The 25,568-nt window shown below is 70.5% G+C and carries 23 protein-coding genes; 16 read left to right on the top strand and 7 right to left on the bottom strand.

Annotated elements, in window-relative coordinates:
• The first annotated feature begins 1 nt into the window (after position 1).
• From odhB to ACT3CF_RS02690, 4 genes are all read left to right on the top strand, one after another.
• Entirely contained in the window at positions 2 to 1,204 is a 1,203-nt protein-coding gene (gene odhB / locus ACT3CF_RS02705) for a 2-oxoglutarate dehydrogenase complex dihydrolipoyllysine-residue succinyltransferase (RefSeq protein ID WP_478420189.1), read from the top strand.
• A 188-nt stretch (positions 1,205 to 1,392) separates the two neighbouring features.
• Entirely contained in the window at positions 1,393 to 2,784 is a 1,392-nt protein-coding gene (gene lpdA / locus ACT3CF_RS02700) for a dihydrolipoyl dehydrogenase (RefSeq protein WP_478420188.1), read from the top strand.
• Complete coding sequence (locus tag ACT3CF_RS02695) at positions 2,784 to 3,251, top strand: DUF2314 domain-containing protein (protein WP_478420187.1); 468 nt, start codon at positions 2,784 to 2,786, stop codon at positions 3,249 to 3,251. Before lpdA ends, ACT3CF_RS02695 begins: the two co-directional genes overlap by 1 nt.
• Before the next feature lie 86 nt (positions 3,252 to 3,337).
• The gene (locus tag ACT3CF_RS02690; RefSeq protein ID WP_478420186.1) at positions 3,338 to 3,694 is read left to right on the top strand and encodes a hypothetical protein; all 357 of its coding nucleotides are present in this window, start codon (positions 3,338 to 3,340) and stop codon (positions 3,692 to 3,694) included.
• A gap of 4 nt (positions 3,695 to 3,698) precedes the next feature.
• Here ACT3CF_RS02690 and ACT3CF_RS02685 read toward each other — a convergent pair whose 3' ends face one another.
• Positions 3,699 to 4,373: a YoaK family protein gene (locus tag ACT3CF_RS02685; protein ID WP_478420185.1), complete on the bottom strand. Its 675-nt coding sequence runs from the start codon at positions 4,371 to 4,373 to the stop codon at positions 3,699 to 3,701.
• A gap of 115 nt (positions 4,374 to 4,488) precedes the next feature.
• On the opposite strand from ACT3CF_RS02685, the gene ACT3CF_RS02680 reads away from it, so the two are divergent.
• The gene (locus ACT3CF_RS02680) at positions 4,489 to 5,121 is read left to right on the top strand and encodes a trimeric intracellular cation channel family protein (RefSeq protein ID WP_478420184.1); all 633 of its coding nucleotides are present in this window, start codon (positions 4,489 to 4,491) and stop codon (positions 5,119 to 5,121) included.
• Between the two features lie 19 nt (positions 5,122 to 5,140).
• Here ACT3CF_RS02680 and ACT3CF_RS02675 read toward each other — a convergent pair whose 3' ends face one another.
• Together ACT3CF_RS02675 and sppA are read right to left on the bottom strand one after the other, a co-directional pair.
• Complete coding sequence (locus tag ACT3CF_RS02675) at positions 5,141 to 5,641, bottom strand: N-acetyltransferase family protein (protein ID WP_478420183.1); 501 nt, start codon at positions 5,639 to 5,641, stop codon at positions 5,141 to 5,143.
• Positions 5,638 to 7,533 (bottom strand): signal peptide peptidase SppA, encoded by a 1,896-nt coding sequence (sppA, locus tag ACT3CF_RS02670; RefSeq protein WP_478420182.1) that lies wholly within the window; start codon positions 7,531 to 7,533, stop codon positions 5,638 to 5,640. Before sppA ends, ACT3CF_RS02675 begins: the two co-directional genes overlap by 4 nt.
• A 322-nt stretch (positions 7,534 to 7,855) precedes the next feature.
• Between sppA and groES the strand changes: the two genes are divergently transcribed.
• The 3 genes from groES (at position 7,856) to ACT3CF_RS02655 (ending at position 10,210) form a co-directional block, all read left to right on the top strand.
• Positions 7,856 to 8,143 carry a co-chaperone GroES gene (gene groES / locus ACT3CF_RS02665; protein ID WP_478420181.1) on the top strand — a complete coding sequence of 96 codons (288 nt, stop codon included), beginning with the start codon at positions 7,856 to 7,858 and terminating at the stop codon, positions 8,141 to 8,143.
• A gap of 94 nt (positions 8,144 to 8,237) precedes the next feature.
• On the top strand, positions 8,238 to 9,872 hold the full coding sequence (gene groL, locus ACT3CF_RS02660; protein WP_478420180.1) for a chaperonin GroEL: 1,635 nt from the start codon (positions 8,238 to 8,240) through the stop codon (positions 9,870 to 9,872).
• Between the two features lie 125 nt (positions 9,873 to 9,997).
• Positions 9,998 to 10,210, top strand: a complete 213-nt coding sequence (locus ACT3CF_RS02655; protein WP_478420179.1) for a hypothetical protein — start codon at positions 9,998 to 10,000, stop codon at positions 10,208 to 10,210.
• 10 nt (positions 10,211 to 10,220) lie between these two features.
• Here the strand turns inward: ACT3CF_RS02655 and ACT3CF_RS02650 are convergent, their stop codons facing one another.
• Both ACT3CF_RS02650 and ACT3CF_RS02645 read right to left on the bottom strand, forming a co-directional pair.
• Entirely contained in the window at positions 10,221 to 10,544 is a 324-nt protein-coding gene (locus ACT3CF_RS02650; protein ID WP_478420178.1) for an HNH endonuclease, read from the bottom strand.
• Between the two features lie 8 nt (positions 10,545 to 10,552).
• A complete protein-coding gene (locus ACT3CF_RS02645; protein ID WP_478420177.1) occupies positions 10,553 to 11,608 on the bottom strand; it encodes a mannose-1-phosphate guanylyltransferase/mannose-6-phosphate isomerase in 1,056 nt (351 codons plus the stop codon).
• 211 nt (positions 11,609 to 11,819) lie between these two features.
• Here ACT3CF_RS02645 and ACT3CF_RS02640 point away from each other — a divergent pair, with 211 nt between their 5' ends.
• From ACT3CF_RS02640 to ACT3CF_RS02620, 5 genes are read left to right on the top strand one after another with little or no spacing between them, the layout of a single operon-like run.
• On the top strand, positions 11,820 to 13,208 hold the full coding sequence (locus ACT3CF_RS02640; protein WP_478420176.1) for a TIGR03013 family XrtA/PEP-CTERM system glycosyltransferase: 1,389 nt from the start codon (positions 11,820 to 11,822) through the stop codon (positions 13,206 to 13,208).
• On the top strand, positions 13,208 to 15,292 hold the full coding sequence (gene prsK, locus ACT3CF_RS02635; protein WP_478420175.1) for an XrtA/PEP-CTERM system histidine kinase PrsK: 2,085 nt from the start codon (positions 13,208 to 13,210) through the stop codon (positions 15,290 to 15,292). The genes ACT3CF_RS02640 and prsK overlap by 1 nt, the downstream gene beginning before the upstream one ends.
• Positions 15,289 to 16,644 carry a PEP-CTERM-box response regulator transcription factor gene (prsR, locus tag ACT3CF_RS02630; RefSeq protein WP_478420174.1) on the top strand — a complete coding sequence of 452 codons (1,356 nt, stop codon included), beginning with the start codon at positions 15,289 to 15,291 and terminating at the stop codon, positions 16,642 to 16,644. Before prsK ends, prsR begins: the two co-directional genes overlap by 4 nt.
• Positions 16,628 to 18,724: a tetratricopeptide repeat protein gene (locus ACT3CF_RS02625; protein ID WP_478420173.1), complete on the top strand. Its 2,097-nt coding sequence runs from the start codon at positions 16,628 to 16,630 to the stop codon at positions 18,722 to 18,724. The genes prsR and ACT3CF_RS02625 overlap by 17 nt, the downstream gene beginning before the upstream one ends.
• Before the next feature lie 58 nt (positions 18,725 to 18,782).
• Complete coding sequence (locus ACT3CF_RS02620; protein WP_478420172.1) at positions 18,783 to 19,595, top strand: ATP-binding protein; 813 nt, start codon at positions 18,783 to 18,785, stop codon at positions 19,593 to 19,595.
• A 386-nt stretch (positions 19,596 to 19,981) separates the two neighbouring features.
• On the opposite strand, the gene ACT3CF_RS02615 is transcribed toward ACT3CF_RS02620, so the two are convergent.
• Positions 19,982 to 21,763 carry an ABC-F family ATP-binding cassette domain-containing protein gene (locus tag ACT3CF_RS02615; protein ID WP_478420171.1) on the bottom strand — a complete coding sequence of 594 codons (1,782 nt, stop codon included), beginning with the start codon at positions 21,761 to 21,763 and terminating at the stop codon, positions 19,982 to 19,984.
• A 107-nt stretch (positions 21,764 to 21,870) separates the two neighbouring features.
• Here ACT3CF_RS02615 and ACT3CF_RS02610 point away from each other — a divergent pair, with 107 nt between their 5' ends.
• From ACT3CF_RS02610 to ACT3CF_RS02600, 3 genes are all read left to right on the top strand, one after another.
• The gene (locus ACT3CF_RS02610; RefSeq protein WP_478420170.1) at positions 21,871 to 22,239 is read left to right on the top strand and encodes a hypothetical protein; all 369 of its coding nucleotides are present in this window, start codon (positions 21,871 to 21,873) and stop codon (positions 22,237 to 22,239) included.
• Between the two features lie 35 nt (positions 22,240 to 22,274).
• On the top strand, positions 22,275 to 22,943 hold the full coding sequence (locus tag ACT3CF_RS02605) for a response regulator transcription factor (RefSeq protein ID WP_478420169.1): 669 nt from the start codon (positions 22,275 to 22,277) through the stop codon (positions 22,941 to 22,943).
• Between the two features lie 214 nt (positions 22,944 to 23,157).
• Positions 23,158 to 24,495, top strand: coding sequence for a sensor histidine kinase (locus ACT3CF_RS02600; RefSeq protein ID WP_478421321.1), 1,338 nt, complete (start codon positions 23,158 to 23,160; stop codon positions 24,493 to 24,495).
• On the opposite strand, the gene ACT3CF_RS02595 is transcribed toward ACT3CF_RS02600, so the two are convergent.
• Positions 24,473 to 25,480 carry an LLM class flavin-dependent oxidoreductase gene (locus ACT3CF_RS02595; RefSeq protein WP_478420168.1) on the bottom strand — a complete coding sequence of 336 codons (1,008 nt, stop codon included), beginning with the start codon at positions 25,478 to 25,480 and terminating at the stop codon, positions 24,473 to 24,475. The genes ACT3CF_RS02600 and ACT3CF_RS02595 overlap by 23 nt on opposite strands.
• Between the last annotated feature and the right edge of the window lie 88 nt (positions 25,481 to 25,568).

The following is a 25,568-nucleotide window of genomic DNA, read 5'->3' as shown; positions in this document are numbered from 1 at the left end:
CATGACTGACGTGAAGGTGCCCGTTCTGGGCGAATCGATCACCGAGGCGACGCTCGGCGAATGGCTGAAGAACCCCGGCGACCCCGTGAAGCTCGACGAGCCGATCGCCAGCCTTGAAACCGACAAGGTGTCGGTCGAGGTGCCGTCGCCGGTGGCCGGCGTGATGGGCCAGCAGCTCGTCAAGGTCGGTGACACGGTCGAGGTCGGCGCGCTGCTCGCGACCATCGAGGATGGCGCCGCCGGTGCTGCCGCGGCACCTGCCGCCGCGGCTGCCCCCGCCGCCGCTCCCGCGCCTGCCGCAGCGCCGGCTGCCGATGCAGCCGCGCTGTCGCCGTCGGTGCGCCGTGCGGTGCTCGAAACCGGCGTCGATCCCTCGACGGTGCAGGGCACCGGCAAGGACGGCCGGCTGACCAAGGAAGACGTGCTCGCCGCCGCGACGGCCAAGCCCGCTGCGGCGCCGGCCCCGGCTGCGGCGCCCGCCGCCGCCCCGGCCGCGACCGGCGGTCGCAAGGAAGAGCGCGTGCGGATGACGCGTCTGCGCCAGACGGTCGCCAAGCGCCTCAAGGAAGCGCAGAACACCGCCGCCATGCTCACCACGTTCAACGACGTGGACATGGGCGCGGTGATCGAGGCGCGCACCAAGTACAAGGATCTGTTCGAAAAGAAGCACGGCGTCCGCCTCGGCTTCATGGGCTTCTTCGTGAAGGCCGCGTGCATGGCGCTCAAGGACATCCCCGGCGTCAACGGCTCGATCGAGGGCGATGAGATCGTCTATCACGACTATTGCGACATCTCGGTCGCGGTGTCGGCGCCGAACGGCCTCGTCGTCCCGGTGATCCGCGACGCGCAGGACCTGTCGGTCGCCGGGATCGAAAAGACGATCGGCGACTTCGGCCGCCGCGCCAAGGACGGCACGCTCAAGATGGAAGAGATGAAGGGCGGCACCTTCACCATCTCGAACGGCGGCGTGTTCGGCTCGCTGATGTCGACCCCGATCATCAACCCGCCGCAGTCGGCGGTGCTGGGCCTCCACCGCATCGAGGATCGCCCGGTCGTCCGCAACGGCCAGGTCGTCATCCGCCCGATGATGTACATGGCGCTCAGCTACGACCACCGCTTGATCGACGGTCGCGAGGCGGTGACCTTCCTCGTCGCGATCAAGAACGCGATGGAAGACCCCACGCGTCTGCTGATCGACCTGTAATCGCCCGCGCCCCTGCGAAAGCAGGGGCGCAGGGTAGGAAAATGCATCGCCTGCGACCCTGTGCTCCTGCCTTGGCAGGAGCACGAATTTTGAAGCCGGCCCGCGCCCCTGCGAAAGCAGGGATCGGCAATCCCGGGCGACAGGGCTGACGGTTTTGGGCGCCCGCAAGCGCACGCATGGAGCGAACAATGGCTGAATATGATTTCGACGTCCTGATCATCGGTGCCGGCCCCGGCGGCTATGTCGCCGCGATCCGCGCCGCGCAGCTGGGCCTCAAGACCGCCTGCGCCGAAAGCCGCGAGACGCTGGGCGGCACCTGCCTCAACGTCGGCTGCATCCCCTCCAAGGCGATGCTCCACGCGTCCGAATATTTCGACGCCGCCGCCAACGGCGCGATGGCGAAGCTGGGCATCAAGGTCACGCCCGAGCTCGACCTCGACACCATGCACGGCCAGCGCCGCGACGCGGTGAAGCAGCTCACCGGCGGCATCGAGTTCCTCTTCAAGAAGAACAAGGTCACCTGGCTCAAGGGCCGTGCCAGCTTCGAGGATGCGCACACCGTCACCGTCGGCGACCAGAAGGTGACGGCAAAGAACATCGTCATCGCCACCGGCTCGTCGGTCACCCCGCTGCCGGGCGTGACGATCGACCAGAAGGTCGTGGTCGATTCCACCGGCGCGCTCGAACTGCCCAAGGTTCCTGGGCACATGGTCGTCATCGGCGGCGGCGTGATCGGGCTCGAACTCGGCAGCGTGTGGCGCCGCCTCGGCGCCAAGGTCACCTGCGTCGAATATCTCGACCAGATCCTGCCGGGCATGGACGGCGACGTCCGCAAGGAAGCCAACAAGATCTTCCGCAAGCAGGGCATCGAATTCAAGCTGGGCACCAAGGTGACCGGCGTGGCGGTGAACGGCGACAAGGCCACCCTCACCCTCGAACCCGCCGCCGGCGGCGCGGCCGAGACGATCGAGGCCGATGTCGTGCTGGTGTCGATCGGCCGTCGTCCGAACACCGACGGACTGGGCCTCGACAAGATCGGCCTCGCCACCAACCAGCGTGGCCAGATCGAGACCGACCACAGCTTCCGCACCAAGGTCGACGGCGTGTGGGCGATCGGCGACGTGATCCCCGGTCCGATGCTCGCGCACAAGGCCGAGGACGAGGGCATTGCGGTGGCCGAGAACATCGCCGGCCAGACCGGCATCGTGAACCACGACGTCATCCCCAGCGTCGTCTACACCTGGCCCGAAATCGCCGGCGTCGGCCTGACCGAAGAGGCGGCCAAGGAGCGCGGCGAGGTAAAGGTCGGCAAGTTCCCGATGCTCGCGAACAGCCGCGCCAAGACCAACCACGAGCCCGACGGCTTCGTGAAGATCATCGCCGATGCCAAGACCGACCGCGTGCTCGGCGTGTGGGCGATCGCCAGCGTCGCCGGCACGATGATCGCCCAGGCCGCGCAGGCGATGGAGTTCGGCGCGACCAGCGAGGACATCGCCTATACCTGCCACGCGCACCCGACGCATTCCGAGGCGATCAAGGAAGCGGCGATGGGCGTGCAGGGCAAGCCGATCCACATCTGATGTTCGACTTTCTCGGCGCGGTCATGCTGCTCGGCATGGCCGCGCCGATGCCGTTTCCGGCGCAGGACGATCCGGTGATCGACGTCCCCGCCGACGATCCCGAGCTGCGCGCCGCCGTCGTGCGCGCCCGCGCCGGCCTCCCCGTCTTTTTCGGCCACGCCACCGCGCCCGGCCCCGGCGAGACCGGCTTCCTCGTCAAGTTCGACATCGTGCCCCAGGGGCACGGCGAATTCGTCTGGGGCGAGGTGATCGCGCATCAGGGTGACGAGACGCTCGTCCGCCTCGTCAACACGCCGCGCGCGCCCGGCTTCGCGCTCGGCCAGCAGCTCCGCGTCCGCGACGGCGAGGTCGTCGACTGGGCCTATTGGCGCGACGGCACGATGGTCGGCGGCGCGACGATCCGCGTCCTCATCGCCCGCATGCCCCCCGCCGCAGCGCGCGCGCTCCGCGACCGGCTGGGCTGGTAACGACGCGGCCCCTCATCTTCGCTCGATATACCAAGGCTTTACGGTTCCCTCGGCACGGTCGGCGCTCTGTTTTCCGGAGTGCCCGCATGCCTTCGATCGAATTTCTGAGCAGCATCGCCACCGTCGCCGCGCTGGCGATCGCCATCTGGCAACTTTATCTCCAGCGCCGCGAGATCGAACGCGGCAACCGCCTCAACGCACTGCTTCAGTTCGAGGCGCTGCTGCGCAGCCAGATCGAGGCGCGCGAACGCGTGATCGAGGGGCTGAAGGCCGCCAACCGCTCCTATGCCCCGCTCGCTGACAAGGTGAACCGGCGCTACCGCCCCGTTCACCGCCGGATCGAACAGCGCATCTTCGCGATGGCGCGCGAGAACGCGCCCGACATCGACCTTGCCGAGATCGAGGATCTGCTCGCGCCCGCGCCCGAAGTCCGCGCGGGCTGAGCCGTCACGCCGCCTGGTCCGGCCCGCCCCGCCCGGCCGTCGCGAAGCGCGCGACCACCAGCGTCAGCAATCCGGCGATCGCCGCCGCCAGCCACACCGCGTTCCATCCCCACAGCCGCTGGCTCGCCGCGCCCGACACCGCGCCGGCGAGAAAGCCCGACCACAGCGCCAGATACGGTACCCAGTCGAACCGCCCCGGCTCGCCGATCAGCGCCGCGGCCAGCTTCTGCCCCAGCTTGACCAGCGTGCCCGTCATATAGGTGACGCCGATCGAGACCTCGCCGTTACGCTGGAACATGCCGTTCTCGCACCCCATCGCGCTCGCCAGCAGCAGCAGCGCGATCGTGCTCTGCGGCACCAGCGTCCCCACCACCGCGGCGGCGAGCAGCAACAGCGTCACCACCGCCATCACCGCGGGCTGGCGCCGCGCCGGCCCGGCGGCGCGGTCGACCACGGTCGCCACGATCACGCCGCTCACAAAGCACAGGATCAGCGCGCCCGCGACGATCGCGTCGCCCGCCGACCCGCCGCCGATCCCGGCGCCCAGCCGCGTCGTATTGCCGCTCATGAACGAGGCGAAGAAGGCGCCGAAGCTCGTGAAGGCCAGCGCGTCGACAAATCCGGCCAGCGCTGCGAGGATGATGGCAAGCGCCGCCCAGCGAGACTCAGTACGATGCATGCGCGCCTTTTGCCGCAGTGCGGCGGCGCTCGCCAGCCCCGTCGTCGCATCGCGCCGGCCGATTGGCGCCGCTCGCCCGTTGACGTGCCCCCGCGCCGTGCCAAAGATGCGCGCGATGGACCCCGATATCGCCACCCAGATCGGCCCGCTGCTGCCCTGGCTCGACCTGTTCGGCATCGCCGTGTTCGCCGCCACCGGCGCGCTCTCGGCGGCCAAGCGCGCGCAGACCTTCGTCACCGCCGCCTTTTTCGCGCTCATCACCGGCGTCGGCGGCGGGACGGTGCGCGACCTGCTGATCGGCGCGCCGGTCTTCTGGGTGCACGATGCCAAGGTCGCCTCGCTCTGCCTCGCGATGGCGCTGCTCGTCTGGGTGACGCCCGAACGCTGGTGGAACGACAAGAGCTTTCAATGGCTCGATGCGCTCGGCCTCGCCGCCTATGCCGCGTTCGGCGCCGCCAAGTCGCTCGGCTACGGCATCCCGCCGGTGCCTGCGGCGGTGATGGGCGTCGTCACCGCCTGTGTCGGCGGCATCATCCGCGACATCCTTGTCGGTGAGCCGTCGATCCTGATGCGCCCCGAACTCTATGTCACCGCCGCCGCGCTCACCGCGTCGCTCTATGTCGGGCTCGCGCTGCTCGGCTTCTCGCCCTTTGCGGCGGGGTTCGTCGCGGCGGTGGCGGGCTTCGGGCTGCGCGCTGCGGCGATCGTGCTCCATCTCGGCCTGCCCGCCTATCGCGGTCACCGCTGAGCGGCGGTCGCGCGGCGGTTCAGCCGCGATCGACCGCGCGCTGCCACAGTCCGATGTCGCGCCATTCGCCGTGCTTGTACCCCACCCCGGTCAGCACGCCCGCCGCGCGAAATCCCATCGCCTCGTGCAGCCGCACCGATGCCGGGTTGGGCAGCGCGATCACCGCGATCGCCTGGGCAAAGCCGCGTTCGGCCAGCGCCTCCAGCAACGCGGCATACAGCGTCCGCGCCGCGCCGCTGCCGCGCGCCGCATCGGCGAGGTAGATCGTCGTCTCGACGCTGTGGTCATAGGCCGCGCGGGCGCGAAAGCGCGCGGCATAGGCATAGCCGATCACCGCGCCCGCGCGCTCGGCCACCAGCCATGGATAGCGCGCGCCGGCGGCGGCGATCCGCCCGGCCATCGTCGCGGCATCGGGCGGCGTCGCCTCGAACGACGCGCCGCCGCGCGCGGTGACGTGCGGCGCATAGATGGCGGCGACGGCGGCGGCATCCGCCGCCGTCGCCGGCCGGATCGCGATCACCGGAACAGGCGCGACACCAGCAGGTCGAACATCGCGCCGTCGGCCGCGCGCGGCTGGGGACCGCCCAGCCCGCCGCATTCGAGGCACCGCGCCTGCACCGCTCCGCTCAGCGCGATCCGGCGCGCATCGCCCAGCGCCTGCGCCACCAGCGCGCGGCGCTCGCTCGCGATCCGCGCCTGCGCGTCGCTCCCGCCGGGCTGGTCGGTCCAGCCGCCGTCATCGTCGCCGCCGCTGTTGGCGATCCCCGCCAGCATCGCCAGCCACGGGCTCGGCTGCTTTTCCAGATAGACCGGGTGCACCTTGGCCGGATCGAGCTTGGCGCGCCGCGCGGCCTCGTCGATCGCCGCCTTCAGCCCGCCGAAGCGGTCGACCAGCTTCAGTTGGTGCGCGGTGCCGCCGATCCACACGCGACCCTGGCCGATCTCGTCGACGCGCTGCGGCGTCAGCTTGCGCGACTGGGCGACCAGCCCGATGAAGCGCGCATAGCCCGCCTCGATCATCGACTGGAGCATCCGGTCGACCGTCGGGTTCAGCCCGCCGGTCAGGTCGGGCTGGCCCGACAGCGGCGTCGTCGCCACGCCGTCGGAGGTGACGCCGATCTTGGCAAGGCTGTTCTCGAACGAGGGCAGCATCCCGAAAATGCCGATCGACCCGGTGATCGTCGCCGGATCGGCAAAGATCACGTCGCCCGCGGTCGACACCCAATAGCCGCCGCTCGCGGCCAGGCTGCCCATCGACACCACCACCGGCAGGCCCTGCGCCTTGGCCTGCAGCACCGCCTGGCGGATCTGTTCGGACGCCATCGCCGAACCGCCCGGCGAATCGACGCGCACGACCAGCGCCTTCAGCTTCTTGTCGGTCAGCGCCTTCAGCATCAGCCCGCTCACCGTCTCGCCGCCGGCGCTGCCCGCATCGGCCTTGCCGTCGACGATCTCGCCCGCCACCGTCAGCACGCCGATCGCGTCGCCGCGGTCGGGAACCGGGTGCGCCGCCAGCCAGTCGTTCATGCGGATCATCGCGAAATTGCCTGCGGCCTTGTTCTTGGCCTCGCCCGCCAGCGCCGCGACGCGCTTGCCGAAGGCGAGCCGGTCGCCCAGCTTGTCGACCAGGCCATAGGCCAGGTTGGCCTTGGGCAGGTCGCCCTGCACCGCGGTCACCACCGCGTCGGGTTTGGTCAGGAAATCGGCGATCCGCGCCTTGGGCCGTGCGCGCGCCACCGCCTCGCGCCACTGGTCGAACAGCGCGCCGTACAGCGTCTGGTTCGCCTCGCGCGCCTCGGGCGACATGTCGGCGCGGATATAGGGTTCGACCGCCGACTTGAACTTGCCGACCTTATAGACGTGGACGGTGACGCCCAGCTTGTCGAGCAGGCCCTTGTAATACAGCCCGGTGCGTCCCGGCCCGGCGAACATCACGCCGCCCATCGGGTGCACCCACACCTCGCTCGCGTTCGCCGCGATGCGATAGCCGGCATCGGTATAGGCGGTGGCATAGGCGAGCACCGGCTTGCCGCTCGCGCGGACGCGGCCGACCGCATCGGCCACCTCGCCCACCGCGGCGGGATAGCCGCCCATGAAGCGGTCGAGGTCGAGCACCACCGCCTTGACGCGCGCATCGCCCTGCGCGGTCTCCAGCGCGCGCACCACGTCGCGCAGCCGCTGCTGGCGCACCGCGTCGCCGCCGCCCGCGGCCTGGAACGGGCTGCTCTCCTCGGGCTGCTCGACGATCGTGCCGTCGAGCGCGATCACCAGCGCGCCCTCGCGCGTCACCGTCGGGTTGGGCCGATGTGCCAGCGCGGCGAACAGCGCGCCGAAAAACAGCAGCATGAACGATAGGACCAGAAAGTCCTTGATGCCGACCAGCAGCTTCCAGGCGCCTCGAACGAGCTTCACTGCGTGCTCCCTTGCCCCGCCGCTCCGGGCGGCCCATCTCCACACCGCGCGGGGGCGGCGTCGTTGTTGCGGTTGCGCCCGGATGCCGGGCGGTTTCGCGCGATGCTAACGCATGGCCGGACGCGAGTAAACGGCGTCTTATTCGGGCAATACAGGTCGCGTGAAAGCGCGCGGGCGCGGCGGGTTTCCACGCCCCGCCCCCCGGCAAAAACTTTTCGCCGCGGACCCGTTGACGAAGGCCGGGGGCCTTCACATATCCCGTCGCGTTAGCACTCGGGGGGACTGAGTGCTAAAAGCGTTCAACCTTTAGAGGAACAGGGCAATGAACTTCCGTCCGTTGCACGACCGCGTGCTGGTCCGCCGCGTCGAGGCCGAGGAAAAGACCGCCGGCGGCATCATCATCCCCGACACCGCCAAGGAAAAGCCCCAGGAGGGCGAGGTTGTGGCCGTGGGCACCGGCTCGAAGGCCGAAGACGGCACCGTCACCCCGCTCGACGTCAAGGCGGGCGACCGCATCCTGTTCGGCAAGTGGTCGGGCACCGAGGTCAAGGTCGACGGTGAAGACCTGCTGATCATGAAGGAATCGGACATCCTCGGCATCGTCGGCTGATCCGCGATGGCCTGCCCGCGGCCCCGGGTCGGGGCGGGCGATTCCGAACGATACCCTAAACTTCCTAAACTTCCGAAATTGAAAGGGCAGTCACATGGCAGCCAAGGACGTCAAGTTTTCGCGTGACGCGCGCGAGCGCATCATGAAGGGCGTCGACATTCTCGCCGACGCGGTGAAGGTCACGCTGGGCCCGAAGGGTCGCAACGTCGTGATCGAAAAGAGCTTCGGCGCGCCCCGCATCACCAAGGACGGTGTGTCGGTCGCCAAGGAAATCGAGCTCAAGGACAAGTTCGAGAACATGGGCGCGCAGATGGTGCGCGAAGTGGCCTCGAAGACCAACGACGCCGCCGGTGACGGCACCACCACCGCGACCGTGCTCGCCCAGGCGATCGTCCGCGAGGGCATGAAGTCGGTGGCCGCCGGCATGAACCCGATGGACCTGAAGCGCGGCATCGATCTCGCCGTCGCCAAGGTGGTCGAGGACATCAAGGCCCGCTCGAAGCCGGTCGCCGGCTCGAACGAGGTAGCCCAGGTCGGCATCATCTCGGCCAACGGCGACCGTGAAGTCGGCGAGAAGATCGCCGAGGCGATGGAAAAGGTCGGCAAGGAAGGCGTGATCACCGTCGAAGAGGCGAAGGGTCTCGAGTTCGAGCTCGACGTCGTCGAAGGCATGCAGTTCGATCGCGGCTATCTCTCGCCCTACTTCATCACCAACCCGGAAAAGATGGCGGTCGAGCTTGCCGATCCGTACATCCTGATCCACGAGAAGAAGCTGTCGAACCTCCAGTCGATGCTGCCGATCCTCGAGGCGGTCGTGCAGTCGGGTCGTCCGCTGCTGATCATCGCCGAGGACATCGAAGGCGAAGCGCTGGCGACGCTGGTCGTCAACAAGCTGCGCGGCGGCCTGAAGGTCGCTGCGGTCAAGGCGCCGGGCTTCGGCGATCGCCGCAAGGCGATGCTCGAGGACATCGCCGTCCTGACCAAGGGCGAGGTCGTCTCGGAAGATCTCGGCATCAAGCTCGAGAACGTCACGCTCGGCATGCTCGGCACCGCCAAGCGCGTCACGATCGACAAGGACAACACCACCATCGTCGATGGCGCCGGTGATGCCGAATCGATCAAGGCTCGCACCGAGCAGATCCGTCAGCAGATCGAAATCACCACCAGCGATTACGACCGCGAGAAGCTCCAGGAGCGCCTGGCCAAGCTCGCCGGCGGCGTCGCGGTGATCAAGGTCGGCGGCGCGACCGAGGTCGAGGTCAAGGAGCGCAAGGACCGCGTCGACGACGCGCTGCACGCGACCCGCGCGGCCGTTGAGGAAGGCATCGTCCCCGGCGGCGGCACCGCGCTGCTCTATGCCACCAAGGCGCTCGAAGGCGTGACCGGCGCCAACGAGGACCAGACCCGCGGCATCGACATCGTCCGCCGTTCGCTCACCGCGCTGGTTCGCCAGATCGCGTCGAACGCCGGCCATGACGGCGCGGTCGTGTCGGGCAAGCTGCTCGACCAGACCGACACCTCGTTCGGCTTCAACGCCGCGACCGACACCTACGAGAACCTCGTGGCTGCCGGCGTGATCGACCCGACCAAGGTGGTCCGCACCGCGCTGCAGAATGCGGCTTCGGTCGCCGGCCTGCTCATCACCACCGAAGCGACGGTGGCCGAGCTGCCGGACGACAAGCCCGCGGCGCCGGCGATGCCGGGCGGCATGGGCGGTATGGACTTCTAAGTCCTGCGCTTTTTCCCGAACGGAAACGGCAAGGGCCGGGGCATGTCCCCGGCCCTTTCTGTTTTGCCCCCATCGCTTGACGGCTGCGTCAAAATGGACCACGCGAGCGACGTTCTGGGGAGACAATGACAGTGTTTGGTTGGATCGCGGGCCGAATCCGGTGCCTGGGGGGAGAACATGAGCGCTCGGAACAGCATGTCCGCCGCGCTGCTGGGACCGAGGCCTATGTCAGCAAGTGCCGTTATTGCGGAACGCCGATGCGGCGCCGCGCCAAGCGCGACTGGGTGGTGATCTCGCGCGCCGAATATCGCGCCGCGCTGACCACGGCCGAGGCCTGACGCCGACGCCTCAGCCGCCCCGTCGTCGCGTCGGGGCGTGGAAATCGGGCGGCTTGTTCGCGATCCAGCGCACGAAGCGCGCGATCTCGGGCACCGCCCGCAACGCCTCGGGCGTCGCATGGTCGCGGGCCAGCGTCGCATTGTCCGCGCTCGCATGGATCGTGCGGTGGCAGATCGGGTGAAGCGGCACCGTCGCGCGCCCGCCCTCGCTGCGCGGTACCAGATGGTGCCATTCGACGCGCGCGCCCAGCGGCCGCTCGCACAGCGCGCAGCGCTCCTGCACGGCGGGCACGGGGTCGGGCGGCCCCGCGACGATCCGGGCGCGCCGCCGCATCGCGCGCGTCAGCGCCCCAGCGCCTCGATCACCTTGCGCACGTCCTGGCTGCGGCCGCGCGGCAGGATGAGCACATCGTCGCCCGACGCGACGACGATCAGGTCGCTCACGCCCACCAGCGCGACGCGCTTGCCCGCATCGCTGCGCACCATGCAGTTGGTCGAATCGATCGCCACCACGTCGCCGCGACAGACATTGCCCAGGCTGTCGCAATCGCTGATCGCGTGGAGCGCGTCCCAGCTGCCGACATCGTTCCACCCCATCGAAACGGGCACCACCGCCACGCGGTCGGCCTTCTCCATCACCGCATAGTCGATGGAATCGGCGGGGCATTTGGCAAAGGCCTCGGCATCGGGCCACAGCCGGCTGCCCTCGCGCCGCGCGCGCGCCATCGCCTTTTCGACCGCGCGCAGGATTGCCGGCGCAAACGTCCCCAGCGCGTCCAGATAGGCATCGGCGCGGAACAGGAAGATGCCGCCGTTCCACACATGGTCGCCGGCGGCGAGCATCGCCTCGGCGCGGTCGCGCGGCGGCTTCTCGACGAAGCGGTCGACGCGATGGACCCGCGCCGCCACCGCCGCCCCCACCTTGATCCAGCCATAGCCGGTCTCGGGGGCGTCGGGGGTGATGCCGAAGGTGACGAGCCATCCCTGATCGACCAGCGGCCGTGCCGCCGCGACCGCGGCATGAAACGCCTCGACGTCGCCGATCACATGGTCCGAGGGCATCACCAGAATCGGCGTCGCCCCGCCGCCCGCCGCCAGCGCGGCCAGCGCGATCGCCGGCGCGGTGTTGCGCCCCGTCGGTTCGAGCACCAGCGCCTCGGCCGCCACGTCGATCGCCGCCAGCTGCGCCTCCACCTTGGCGGCGTGCGCGGCGTTGGCGACGACGATCGGCGCGGCAAAGCCGGCGCCCAGCGTGCGCCGTGCCGTCAACTGAAGCATCGTCTCCTCGGCGGTCAGCGCGAGCAGCTGCTTGGGCTGCTCGGGGCGCGACATCGGCCACAGGCGACTTCCCGATCCGCCCGACAGGATGACGGGCTGGATGGGCGACGATTCGGACATCGTGCGAGGCTCCCTCAACGCTGGATACAATTGCGGTTCTTGTGTCGGATACTGCCCCCGATCCGAAAAAACGGTTCACATCGGCAACCGTTGCACCGAGTATCGGGCAATTTCGTGACGCTGCACGCCGCGACGCGCGGCGGCGGCGCGCCTTGATCCGCATCACGCAATGTCGGTTTTGTTTACACTTGCGCGCTAGACGGGCGGGACGATGATCCGATTGTTCAAGCATTACGTGCCCAACGCGGTGCTGCTGCTCGGCCTGCTCGACGCCCTGATGCTCGTCGCGGCGGGGGAGATCGGGTGGATCCTGCGCGCGCATCAGATCGGCATGGCGCCGGGACCGATCACCGAACGCTGGCCCCAGCTCGCCAGCTTCCTCGTCTTCATCCAGCTTTCGATGATGATGGTCGGCGCCTATGGCAACGATGCGCTGCAATCGCTGCGCTACGCCGTGGCGCGGCTGCTCGTCGCCATCTCGATCGGCGCGATCGCGCTCAGCTTCCTCTACTTCCTCATTCCCCAGATCAGCTTCTGGCGCTCGAACCTGCTCTACGCGATGGGCGTGGCGCTCGTGCTGCTCGTGCTGCTGCGCATCCTGCTCGGCAAGACGCTGGGCAGCCAGGTGTTCAAGCGGCGGATCGTCGTGCTCGGCGCCGGCCCGCGCGCCGCGCGGCTCAAGGCGCTTGCCCAGGCACCGGGTTCGGGTTTCGCGGTCGTCGGCTATGTCGCGATGAGCGAGGCCAACCGCGTCATCCCCGAAGCGATCGCGCGCGACGCCATCTACAACCTCACCGACCATGTCGAGCTGCTCAACGCCAGCGAGGTCGTGCTCGCGCTCGAGGAACGCCGCAACGCGCTGCCGCTCAAGGATCTGCTGCGGATCAAGACCGCGGGCATCCATGTCAACGAGATCTCGACCTTCCTCGAACGCGAGACCGGCCGCGTCGATCTCGACAGCGTCAACCCCAGCTGGCTGATCTTCTCCGACGGCTTTTCGTCGGGCCGGATGCTGTCGAGCGTGTTCAAGCGCGTGTTCGACATCACCGCCAGCCTGATCCTGCTCGTGCTGACGACGCCGCTGATCCTGTTCACCGCGGCGATCATCAAGCTCGAAAGCCGCGGTCCCGCCTTCTATCGTCAGCGCCGCGTCGGCCTCTACGGCACGCCGTTCGACGTCATCAAGCTGCGCTCGATGCGCCAGGATGCCGAGGCGCCGGGCCAGGCGGTCTGGGCCGAAAAGGACGATCCGCGCATCACCCGCGTCGGCCGCATCATCCGCAAGCTGCGCATCGACGAGCTGCCCCAGTGCTGGACCGTCCTCAAGGGGGAGATGAGCTTTGTCGGCCCCCGCCCCGAACGCCCCCAGTTCGTCGAGGATCTCGAACAGCAACTGCCCTTCTATGCCGAACGCCACATGGTCAAGCCGGGCATCACCGGCTGGGCACAGATCAACTATCCCTATGGCGCGTCGATCGACGATTCGCGCCAGAAGCTCGAATATGACCTATTCTACGCCAAGAACTATTCGCCCTTCCTCGATCTGCTGATCCTGCTCCAGACCGTCCGCGTCATCCTGTTTCCGGAAGGCGCGCGGTAATGACCGCCGCGCTGGTCCTGTGGAGCCATGCGATCGTCGCATTGCTCTGCGGCGTGCTGGCCGCGTCGGCGTGGCGCACGCCCGAACGGCGCCTGCCGCGCGGGCTGCTCGCGGCTGCGTTCGGGCTGACCGCGCTCTGGGCGCTCGCGGTCGCCGGGATCGGCCAGGGCGATCCGGCCACCGCGCTTGCCGAATTGCTGCGCAACCTCGCCTGGCTGCTCGTCATGGCGGTGCTCCATCACCGCGCCGCGCCGCGCGCCGCCCGGCTGCCGGTGGCGATCGGCACCGTCTATGGCGTCGTCATCCTCGTCAACCTCGCCGCGCTGCTGCTCCATCTCGCCCAGGCCGCGGTCCCCGCCGCGGCGGGCGATGCCAGCACCGTCGCGTTGCTGCGCATGCTGTCGGCCGTCGCCGCGCTCGTGCTCGTCCAGGCGCTCGACACGGCGCTCGAACCCGATGCGCATAGCGGGCTGCGCTGGATCGAACTGGGCCTCGCCGCGCTCTGGGGGGTCGAGCTTTTCCGCGCCGTCACCGATTATCTTGCCGGCGGCGTCCCCGGCGCGCTCGACGTGCTGCGCGGGCTGGTGATCGGCGCGGGCGCGCTCGCGATCGGCGCGGGGCTCCAGCGCCGCGACATCTGGTCGGTGCGGGTGTCGCGCACCATCACCTACCAGTCGCTGTCGCTGGTCGCGCTCGGCGCCTATTTCGCGCTGCTCGCGCTCGCCTCCAGCGCGCTCGCCTCGCTCGCGGGGACGCATGCGCGGCTGCTCCAGACCGCGCTGATCCTGGGGTCGAGCGCCGCGCTGCTCGCGCTCGTCTCGAACAGCTGGCTGCGCGCCTGGATCAAGGTCAAGCTCGCCAAGCATCTGTTCCGCCACCGCTACGACTATCGCGCCGAATGGATGCGTTTCACCGAAACGCTCGGCGCGCCCGAAGGCGGCGCCGCGCTCGACGCGCGCATCGTCAAGGCGATGGCCGATCTCACCGATTCGCCCGCCGGGCTGCTGCTCGCGCACGATGTCGGCGGGCTCACGGTGGCCGCGCACTGGAACTGGGATCTCGACACCGTGCCGCTTCAGCCGGAGCCGACGCTGGCGGGCGTGCTCGCGGGCCATGGCCGCATCCTCGATCTCGATGCGATCCGCGCCGGCCGGGCCGATCCCGCCGACGCGACCGCGCTCCCGCGCTGGATGCTCGATCATCCCGATGCCTGGGTGCTCGTGCCGCTGCCGCACCGCCACGGCCTGGCGGGGGCGATCCTGCTCGCCCGACCGCCGGTCCGCCGCCCGCTCGACTGGGAGGATCTCGACCTGCTCCGCGTCGCCGCCAGCCAGGCGGCGCGTTATCTGGCAGAGGCGCGTGCGCAGGCGGCGCTTGCCGATGCCCAGCGGTTCGAGGAGTTCAACCGCCGCTTCGCCTTCATCCTGCACGACATCAAGAACCTGGTCAGCCAGCTTACGCTCACCGCGCGCAACGCCGAGCGGCACGCCGACAATCCCGCCTTCCGGGCGGACATGGTCGCGACGCTGCGCGAATCGGCCGACCGTATGTCGGCGCTGCTCGCCCGGCTGTCGCAGCGCGCGGCGGGCGGCCCCTGTGCGGCCCAGCCGGTCGCGATCGCGCCGATCGTCGCGCGCGCAGTCGCGGCGCGCAGCGGCACGCATCCGGTCGAGGTCCATGCCGCCGGCGAGCCCGTCGCGCATGCCGATCCCGTCGCGCTCGAACAGGTCGTCGGCCACCTCGTCCAGAATGCGGTCGAGGCGAGCGCGCCCGGTGCGGCGGTGACGGTGCTCGTCGCGGCCGATTCGCGCCACGTCACGATCGACGTCATCGACCGCGGCTGCGGCATGGCGCCGGGGTTCGTGCGCGACGGCCTGTTCAAACCCTTTGTCTCGACCAAGGCCGGCGGCTTCGGCATCGGCGCGTTCGAGGCGCGCCAGCTCGTCCTCGCGATGGGCGGCACGCTCGACGCGACCTCGCGCGAGGGGCAGGGCAGCCGCTTCCGCATCGCGCTCGAAGCCGCCGCCGCTGACGCCACCGATGCCGCCGGGCCGCATCGCCCCGCCGTGGAGCAAGCCGCATGACCGAGCCCCGCAAGCTCTTGATCGTCGAGGACGACGCCGGGCTCCAGCGCCAGTTGCGCTGGGCCTATGAAGGCTATGCGATCTTCACCGCCGCCGATCGCGAAGAGGCGCTGGCGGTGATGCGCGCCGAACAGCCCCAGGTGGTGACGCTCGACCTCGGCCTGCCGCCAGATCCCGACGGCACCAGCGAAGGCTTCGCGACGCTCGACGCGATGCTCGCGCTCGATCCGCATGCCAAGCTGATCGTCGCCTCGGGGCACGGCGCGCACGAATCGATGCTGCGCGCGATCGCCGCGGGGGCGTGGGACTTCTATCAGAAGCCGATCGACATCGACGCGCTGGGGCTGATCGTCGCGCGCGCCTTCCACGTCCACGCGCTCGAGGCCGAAAACCGCCGGCTCGCCGCGCGCATCGGCGATGCGCCGCTGCCCGGCGGAATCATCACCGCCGCGCCCGAAATGCTCAAGGTGACGCGCACGATCGAACGCGTCGCGCCTGCCGATGTCTCGGTGATGCTGCTCGGCGCCAGCGGCACCGGCAAGGAACTGCTCGCGCGCGGGCTCCACGACGCGTCGCCGCGCCGCGCCGGCCGCTTCGTCGCGATCAACTGCGCCGCGATCCCCGAAACGCTGCTCGAAAGCGAGCTGTTCGGCCACGAAAAGGGCGCCTTCACCGGCGCGGTCAAGACGGTCGAGGGAAAGATCGAGCTGGCGCACGGCGGCACGCTGTTCCTCGACGAAATCGGCGACGTCCCGCTCGCGCTTCAGGTCAAGCTGCTCCGCTTCCTCCAGGAACGCGTCATCGAACGCGTCGGCGGGCGCCGCCCGATCGCGGTCGACACGCGCGTCGTCTGCGCCACGCACCAGGATCTCGCCGCGATGGTGGCCGAGGGGCGCTTCCGCGAGGATCTCTATTACCGTCTCGCCGAAATCGTCGTGCGCATCCCCACGCTCGCCGAGCGGCCGGGCGACGCCGCGCTGCTCGCGCGCCATTTCCTCAACCGGCACGCCCCCGCGATGCACGGCGCCGCGCGCAGCTTCGCGCCCGATGCGCTCGCCGCGATCGACGCCTGGAGCTGGCCGGGCAATGTCCGCGAGCTCGAAAACCGCGTGAAGCGCGCGGTCATCATGGCCGAGGGCAAGCGGATCACCGCCGAGGATCTCGATCTCGCCGCGCCCGACGACGACACGCTGCCGATCAACCTCAAGGCCGCACGCGAAATGGCCGACCGCAAGGCGATTCGCCACGCGCTCGCGCGGACGCACGGCAACATCTCGGGCACCGCCCGGCTGCTCGGCATCAGCCGTCCGACGCTCTACGATCTGATGAAGGCCTATGACCTCCAGCCCTGAATCGCGCGCGCTCGCGCCACGCCGCCATCGCGCCGGCCGGCTGCGCCGCGCGATCGTGATCGGCATTGCCGTGGCGATGGCGGCGGTCGCGATCACCGGCTGGGCGGTGCTACGCCCCGCCTCGATCGACCCCGCCGCCGCCGGGCGCGAGACGGCGCGCAGCGTGGCCGCGCTCGCGGCGGGCGACGCCAGCACCGCGCGCGATGCCGCGACGGCGGCGGTCCATGCACAACCCGGCGCCGCCGATGCGCAACTCGCGCTCGCGCACGCGCTGCTGGCGCTCGGCGACGGTCCGGGGGCCGACGGCGTGCTCCAGCGTGCGGCCGAAACCGGCGCACCGCCGCGCACGCTCGCGCTCGCGCGGGCCGAGGCGCTGATCCTCGAACGCCAGCCCGACCGCGCGCTCGCCCAGCTCGATGCGGCGGGCGATGCCGATCGCGCCGCGGCGCTGCGGCTGCGCGGCCGGGCGCTCGCGCTGCGCGGCGATGCGGCGGGGGCGCTCGCCGCCTTCGATGCCGCCGCCGCGCTCGCCCCGCGCGATGCCGCGCTCTGGGTCGCGATCGGGCGGTTCAAGGCCGATCTCGGCGATGTGCTCGGCGCGATCCAGGCGTCCGAACGCGCCGTGTCGTTCGCGCCGCAGGGGACCGAGCCGCTGGCGCTGCGCGCCGAAATGGTCCGCACCCAGTTCGGGCCGGTCGCATCGCTGCCCTGGTGGGAGGCGGCGCTGGCCCGCGATCCGCGCCGCCACGACCTGCTGATCGAATATGCCGCGACGCTCGGCGACGTCGGGCGCAGCGTCGATGCGCTCGCCGTCACCCGCCGCGCGCTCGCGGTGCGGCCGGGCAGTGCACAGGCGCTCTACCTCCAGGCGGTGATCGCCGCGCGCGGCGGCAACCCGGCGCTCGCGCGCACGCTGCTCGGCCGCACCGGCGGCGGCGTCGACGGCGTTCCCGGCGCGATGCTGCTCGCCGCGACGCTCGATCTGCAACGCGGCGCCTATGAGCAGGCCGCCGACCGGCTCGGCGCGCTCGTCGATCGCCAGCCGATGAACATCGCCGCGCGCGAGCTGCTCGCCCAGGCGCTGTTGCGCAGCGACGCCGCGCGCAACGCGATCGACACGCTGCGCCCCGTCGTCGCGCGCGCCGATGCCAGCCCCTATGCGCTGCTGCTCGTCGCGCGCGGGCTCGAACGCATCGGCGAGCGCACCACCGCCGCGCGGCTGATCGACCGCGCCGCCCAGCCCGGTCCGGCCGTGGCCGCCGCGTTCCGCGCCGACGATACCGTCCCCACGCTCGCCGCCGCCGCCGCCGCCCGCCCGGCCGATCCCGAGGCCGCGGTGCCGCTGATCCGTGCCCAGCTCGACGCGGGCGACCGCGCCGGAGCACTTGCCCGCGCCCAGGCGATCGCCGCGCGCAACCCCGGGGCGCCGGGCGCGCACCAGCTGCTCGGCGACACGCTGATGCTGCTCGGCCGCGCGGGCGACGCCGTCCCCGCCTATCGCCGCGCCGCGGACCTGCGCTTCGACGAACCCGCGATGTTGCGGCTGGTCGAGGCGCTCGACGCCACCGGCCAGCGCCGGCCCGCCGCGCAGGTGCTCGCGCTGTTCCTGTCGCAGAACCCGGTCAACGTCACCGCGCTGCGCCTCGCGGGCCAGTGGCAGCTCGCCGCGGGCGACTTCGCCGCCGCGATCGACACGTTCGAACTGCTGCGCGCGCGCATCGGCGACGGCGACGCGCTGCTCGACGCCGCGCTCGCCACCGCCTATGCCGAAATCGGCGATGCCGACACCGCCGCCGAGTTCGGCGAGGCGGCCTATGCGCTCGCCCCCGCCAACCCCGCCGTCGACGACGCCTATGGCTGGGCGCTGTTCCGCGGCGGCGATGTCGCGGGCGCGACCGAACTGCTCGAAAAGGCGGTGTCGATCGACCCGCGCCATGCCGGGCTGCACTGGCACCTGGCGCAGATCCATGCCGCAGCCGGGCGCCGCGACGCCGCGCGTGCCGAAGCGTCGGCGGCGCTCGCGACGCCGGGCTTTGCCGATCGCGTCGCCGCCGCCGCGCTCGTCGCCGCCAACCGCTGAACCCGCCCCGCTTGCGGCCCTTTGCCCCCGCCGCGCGCCGCGCCTATAGCGGGGGGCGATGACCGACGCCCTGCTCGCCCGCATCGCCGCCGCGCTCGAACGGCTCGCGCCGCCCCCGCCGCCGCCTGCCGATCTCACCGCGCATCCCGCCTATGTCTGGCGCGGCCACGCGCTCGCCCCCGCGCGCGCCTTCGCCCCGCTCCCGCTCGCGATGCTGCGCGGCGTCGACCGCCAGCGCGACGCGCTCCGCGCCAATCTGGAACGGCTCGCGGCGGGCGCCGCGGCGCAGGACGTGCTGCTCTGGGGCGCGCGCGGCACCGGCAAGTCGGCGCTGGTCAAGGGCGCGGTCGCCGCGGTGCAGGCACAGGGCGGCCGCCTCGCGCTGGTCGAGGCGGCGACGACGCATCTCGAAACGCTCCCCGCGCTGTTCGAGCTGCTCGCGACGGTGGACCGGCCGTTCGCGGTGTTCATCGACGATCTCGGCTTCGACGCGGTCGGCGACGCGCGCGCGCTGCGCTCGCTGCTCGAAGGCGGGGCAGAGGCGCGGCCGGCCAATTGCCGCCTGCTCGTCACCTCGAACCGCCGCCACCTGCTGCCGCGCGACATCGAGGCCCAGTCGAGCGCGATCAACCCGCGCGATGCCGCCGACGACGAACTCGCGCTTGCCGACCGTTTCGGCCTGTCGCTCGGCTTCCACGTCGTCGATCAGGACACCTATGTCGACATCGTGCGCGGCTATGCCGAGGCGAACGGCCTCACCTTCGATCCCGAAGAGGCGATCCAGTGGGCAACCCGCCGCGGCAGCCGCTCGGGCCGCGTCGCATGGCAATATGTCGTCGAACTCGCCGGACGACAGGGCAAACCGCTGTAACGCGCCGCAGCAGCCCCACCGTTGCCTCGGCCTCGACCCGAGGCCCGGCATCTCACCGCCACCCCCGGACCAACCACCACGCAAACGCCGGCGCCCCGAGCCGCCACAAACCCAAACCCGTCGCCCCGGGCTCGACCCGGGGCCCAGCTTCTCACCGCCGCCCCCAGACCAAACCGCCACGCAAACGCCACGCACCCGGAGCCGCGACAATCCCAAACCCGTCGCCCCGGGCTCGACCCGGGGCCCAGCTTCTCACCGCCGCCCCAGAACCAACGCACCGCGCAAACGCCGCCCGCCCGGAGCCACCACAAGCGCCAACCCGTCGCCCCGGGCTCGACCCGGGGCCCAGCTTCTCACCGTCGCCCCGGGACCAGCCACCGCGCGGTTCAGCCCAGCCCTTCGACCATCTCCGCCAGTTCCAGCCAGCGCATCTCGGCGGCGTCCTTTTCCTCGCGCAGCCGCGCGATGCCTTCGCTCAGTGTCGCGAACTTCGCCGGGTCGCGCGTATAGAGCGCCGGGTCGGCCAGCGCCGCCTCGTCGCGCGCGATCGCCGCGTCGATTTCCTCGATCCGCTTGGGCAGCAGGTCGTAATCGCGCTGGTCCTTGTAGCTCAGCTTGGTGCGCGCCTTGGGCGCCTCCGCCACCGGGGCGGCGGCGGGCTTGGCCACCTTCTTTGCCTCGATCCGCGGCCGGCGCTTGGCCTCCCAGTCGGCATAGCCGCCCGCGACGATGTCGACCGTGCCCGAACCGTCGAGCCCCAGCGTCACCGTCACCGTGCGGTCGAGAAAGTCGCGGTCGTGGCTGACGATCAGCACCGTGCCGTCATAATCGGCGATCACTTCCTGCAACAGGTCGAGCGTTTCGAGGTCAAGGTCGTTGGTCGGCTCGTCGAGCACCAGCAGGTTCGAATGTCGCGCGAATTCGCGCGCCAGCAACAGCCGCGAGCGCTCGCCGCCCGAAAGCGATCCCACCTTGGCCTCGGCCAGGCTCGGGTCGAACAGGAATTCCTTCAGATAGCCGTGGACGTGCTTCTTGACGCCCAGCACCTCGATCCAGTCGCCGCCGTCGGCCAGCACGTCGCGCACGCGCTTGTCGGGCGCCATCAGGCTGCGCTGCTGGTCGATGATGACGCCGTCGAGCGTCTTCGACAGCCGCACGCTGCCCTCGTCGGGGGCCAGCTCGCCGGTCAGGATCTTGAGCAGCGTCGACTTGCCCGCACCGTTGGCGCCGACGATGCCGATCCGGTCGCCCTTGGTCACGCGAAAGGTGAAGTTGCGCAGGATCGTGCGGTCGCCGAAGCGCTTGGTGACGTTCTCGGCGTCGATCACCACGCGCGTCTGGTTGCCGTCGGATGCGGTGACGAGGTTTGCCGTCCCCTGCGGCCCCAGCATCGCCGCGCGCTGCACCCGCATTTCCTTCAGCTTGGCGAGCCGCCCCTGGTTGCGCCGCCGCCGGCCGGTGACGCCGCGCTGGAGCCAGTGCTCCTCGATCTTCAGCTTGGCGTCGAGCCGCTGGGCGTTGCGCTCCTCCTCGGCATAGACCTGCTCGGTCCACGCGTCGAACCCGCCGAAACCCACCTCGGCGCGCCGGATCGTCCCGCGGTCGAGCCACAGCGTCTGCCGCGTCAGCCGGGTCAGGAAGGTGCGGTCGTGGCTGATGACCACGAACGCGCCCGAAAAACGGTTGAGCCAGTCCTCCAGCCATTCGATCGCGCCCAGGTCGAGATGGTTGGTCGGCTCGTCGAGCAGCAGCACGTCGGGATTCTGCGCCAGCGCCCGCGCGATCGCGGCGCGGCGGCGCTCGCCCCCGCTCGCCGTCGCGGCGCTGCGGTTGAGGTCGATGCCCAGCTGGTCGGCGATCGCCTCGGCTTCGTATTGCGCGGGCGCATCGTCGCCGCGCAGCACGAAATCGAGCAGCGTCGCGCACCCGGTCAGGTCGGGTTCCTGTTCCAGCAGCACCACGCGCGTCCCCGGCACGATCGTCCGCCGCCCCTCGTCGGCGTCGATCACGCCGCCGATCAGCTTGAGCAGCGTGGTCTTGCCCGCGCCGTTGCGGCCGATCAGCGCCAGCCGGTCGCGCTCGCCGATATACAGGTCGAGCCCGCGGAACAGCCAGCCCGAGCCCTGGATGAGGCCCAGATTTTCATATGCAAGAACGGGTGCAGCCATCCCCGCCAACTAGGGGGCACGGCCGCCGCCCGCAAGCCGCCCGCGGGGCCGCCGCCGCACGCCCGCTGGCTGAGCGCGGGCTGACCGGTGTGTTCAGGGGCTATTCAATGCCTGCCCCCTATGCCATTCGAATGGCGATGGTGGCGAAACCTGTAGTCTGTGCGTGTCTGGCGGCGCTTGCGCTCGCCGGCGGCGTGGCCGTGGGGGAATCGTTCGGCATCGCGACCGTGCCGCACGCCCATGCCCAGGATACGGGACAGGGCATGGCGCGTCACCGCCGCCTCACCGGGCAGAACCTGCCGGTGCGCGAGATCGAGCGGCGCGTGATTCCGCAGATCCCGGGCGCCCAGTATCTGGGGTTCGACTATGACCCGGCGTCGGACATTTACACACTCAAGTTCCTGCGCAATGGATCGGTGATCTGGGTGGACGTGGACGGCCGCACCGGCCGCATCCTGCGCCGCGCCGGGGGCTGAACGGCGTTGCGGGCACACAGGGGATACAGGACCATATGCGACTTCTGATCGTCGAGGACGAACCCAATCTCGGCCAGCAGCTCAAGAGCGCGCTGGAAGGCGCCGGCTATGCCGTCGACCTCGCCACCGATGGCGAGGAGGGGCATTATCTGGGCTCGAACGAGCAATATGACGCGATCGTGCTCGATCTCGGCCTGCCCGAAATCGACGGGCTGACCGTGCTCGACCGCTGGCGCAAGGAGGGCAAGACCACGCCGGTCCTCGTCCTCACCGCGCGCGACAGCTGGTCCGACAAGGTCGCCGGGCTCGATGCGGGCGCCGACGACTATGTCGCCAAGCCGTTCCAGACCGAGGAGCTGATCGCCCGGCTGCGCGCGCTGATCCGCCGCGCCTCGGGCAACGCCTCGGCCGAACTCACCGCGGGCGACATCCGGCTCGACACGCGCTCGGGCAAGGTCACCAAGGCGGGCGCCCCGGTCAAGCTCACCGCCCAGGAATACAAGCTGCTCAGCTACCTGCTCCACCACAAGGGCAAGGTGGTCAGCCGCACCGAGCTGATCGAGCATATCTACGACCAGGATTTCGACCGTGATTCGAACACGATCGAGGTGTTCGTGACGCGCATCCGCAAGAAGCTGGGCCAGGACGTCATCACCACGATCCGCGGCCTGGGCTACAGCCTCGAGGAACCGGCGGACGCCTGAGATGACGGCCGAGCGTCCGGCGGACGCACCTCCCCTGCCCGACGCCGGCCCCGACGACGCGCCCGCGCCCGCGCCCGCGCATGCCGGCGCCGACGCTGCCGGGTCCGTCGACACCGGGTCCGCCGACGCCCAGTCTGCCGACCCCGAGTCCGCCGACGACGAATCGGCCGATTCCCCGCGCCGCCTGCGCGCGGGCGGTTCGGTCAGCCGCCGGATGATGCTCATCGCCAGCGCGTGGATCATGATCCTGCTGCTCGGCGGCGGGCTCGCGCTCGACCATGTCCTCACCCGCGCGATCACGCAGAATTTCGACGACCAGCTCGACTATCTGCTCAACTCGATGATCGTCACCGCCGAACTCGCGTCGAACGGCGAGGTGGCGCTCAACCGCGAACTCGCCGACCAGCGCTTCCTCGAACCCAATTCGGGCGCCTATTGGCAGATCAGCGCGCCGGGCTTCGAACCCTTTCCCTCGCGCTCGCTGTGGGACCGCCGGCTGCGCGTCGGCGCCGGCCACCGCGACCGCGAGCTCCACAAATATGACAGCGACGAGTTCGTCGATCCCAACCGCGATCCGCACGATCCGGGCAACCAGCGGCTGCGCATCGCCGAACGCGACGTCAAGCTGCCCGGCTCGCCCGTCTGGTGGCGCTTCCAGGTGGCACAGAGCCGCGAGGGGCTCGACGAATCGATCGCGACGCTGCGCCGCACGCTGGTGCGCAGCTTCGCGCTGCTCGCGCTCGGGCTGATCGTGATGGTGGGGCTTCAGACCTGGTACGGCCTGCGCCCGCTGCGCAAGGTCCGCTCCGAAATCGCCCGGCTGCGCGCCGGCAAGTCGACGCGGATCGACGAGCGCATGCCCGCCGAGATCGCGCCGCTGGTCGAGGAGCTCAACGCGCTCGTCGAACATAATGATCGCCAGGCGGAGGAGGCGCGCCGCCATGCCGGCAACCTCGCCCATGCGCTCAAGACGCCGCTCACCGTCATCATGAACGCCGCCGCCGCGGGGTCGGACGATCTCGCCGCCACCGTGATCCGCGAGGCGCGGACGATGCGCCGCCAGGTCGACCACCATCTCGCCCGCGCCCGCGCGGTCGGCCGCCGCGGCAGCGCACACAGCCGCGCGCGCGTCTGGCCGTCGATCGAGGCGGTCGAACGCGCGGTCTCGCGCCTCTATCCGAATGTCCGGCTCGACGTCACCGGCGCACAGGATCTCGTCGCGCATATCGAACGCCAGGATCTCGACGAGATCCTCGGCAACCTTGTCGAAAACGCCGCCAAATATGGCGGGGGCAGCGTGTTCATCACCGTCGCCGCCGCGGCGGGCTTCGTCGAGATCCAGATCGAGGACGACGGCGTCGGCATTCCCGAGGCCGACCGGCTGCGCATCTTCGATCGCGGCGTCCGGCTCGACACGGGCAAGCCCGGCACCGGGCTCGGCCTCGCGATCGTGCGCGACGTCGTCGAAATCTATGGCGGCACCGTCGGGCTCGAAGAGAGCGAGGATCTCGGCGGGCTGCTCGTGCGGCTCAGGCTTCCACTGGCGTCCTGAGCCCCGCCATCACCTCGGCGGCGATCGTCAGGCTGCGCTTGCGTGCCTGCTGGTCATAGATCGGGCTGGTCAGCATCAGTTCGTCGGCGCCCGTGCGCTTGACGAATGCCGCCACCTGCTCGGCCACCGTCGCCGGGCTGCCGATCGCCGATGCCGCGAGCACCTGGTCGAGCATGTCCTGCACGCCGCGGCTCAGCCCGCGGCGATACAGCGACACCGGCGGCGGCAGCTTGATCCCGCGGCCCGTCGTGCGCAGCGCGACGAACGCCTGCTGCTGCGAACTCGCCAGCATCTCGGCCTCGCCGTCGGTATCGGCGGCGAACAGGTTGAACCCCAGCATCACGTGCGGGCGCGCCAGCGCCGCCGACGGGCGGAACGTCTCGCGATAGATCGCGATCGCCTCGTCGAGCATCGCCGGCGCGAAATGCGACGCAAAGGCATAGGGGAGCCCCAGCATCGCCGCCAGCCGCGCGCCGAACAGGCTCGACCCCAGGATCCACAGCGGCACGTCGGCGCCCGCGCCCGGCGTCGCACGCACGCCGCCCGGATCGCGGCCGGCCAGGAACTGCTGCAGCTCGATCACGTCGCGCGGGAAACCGTCGGGGTCGTTCGCCAGCCCGCGCCGGATCGCCGCCGCGACGCGCTGGTCCGATCCGGGCGCACGCCCCAGCCCCAGGTCGATGCGGCCGGGGAACAGCGCGTCGAGCGTGCCGAACTGCTCGGCGATCTGCAGCGGCGAATGGTTGGGCAGCATGATGCCGCCCGCGCCGATGCGGATCGTGCGCGTCGCCTGGCCGACATGCGCGAGCACGACCGCGGTGGCCGCGCTGGCAATGCCTTCCATCCCGTGATGTTCGGCCACCCAGTAACGCGTAAAGCCCAGGCTTTCGGCATGGGCGGCGATCGCGGCGGCATTGGCAAAGGCCTCGGTCAGCGTGCCGCCTTCGCGCACGGGGACCAGATCGAGCAACGAATAGGCTGTCATTCGCGTCAGATGGGGATGCGCGCGGCGATTTCCATCCTTGTCGCGCGCCGGCCTGCGCTTGCCACGAACGGGTGCGGCGCTTAACGCC

It is taken from the genome of Sphingomonas chlorellae (assembly GCF_056485145.1).
The sequence above is the reverse complement of the archived record's forward strand: the minus strand, read 5'-3'. Positions and strand labels throughout refer to the sequence as shown.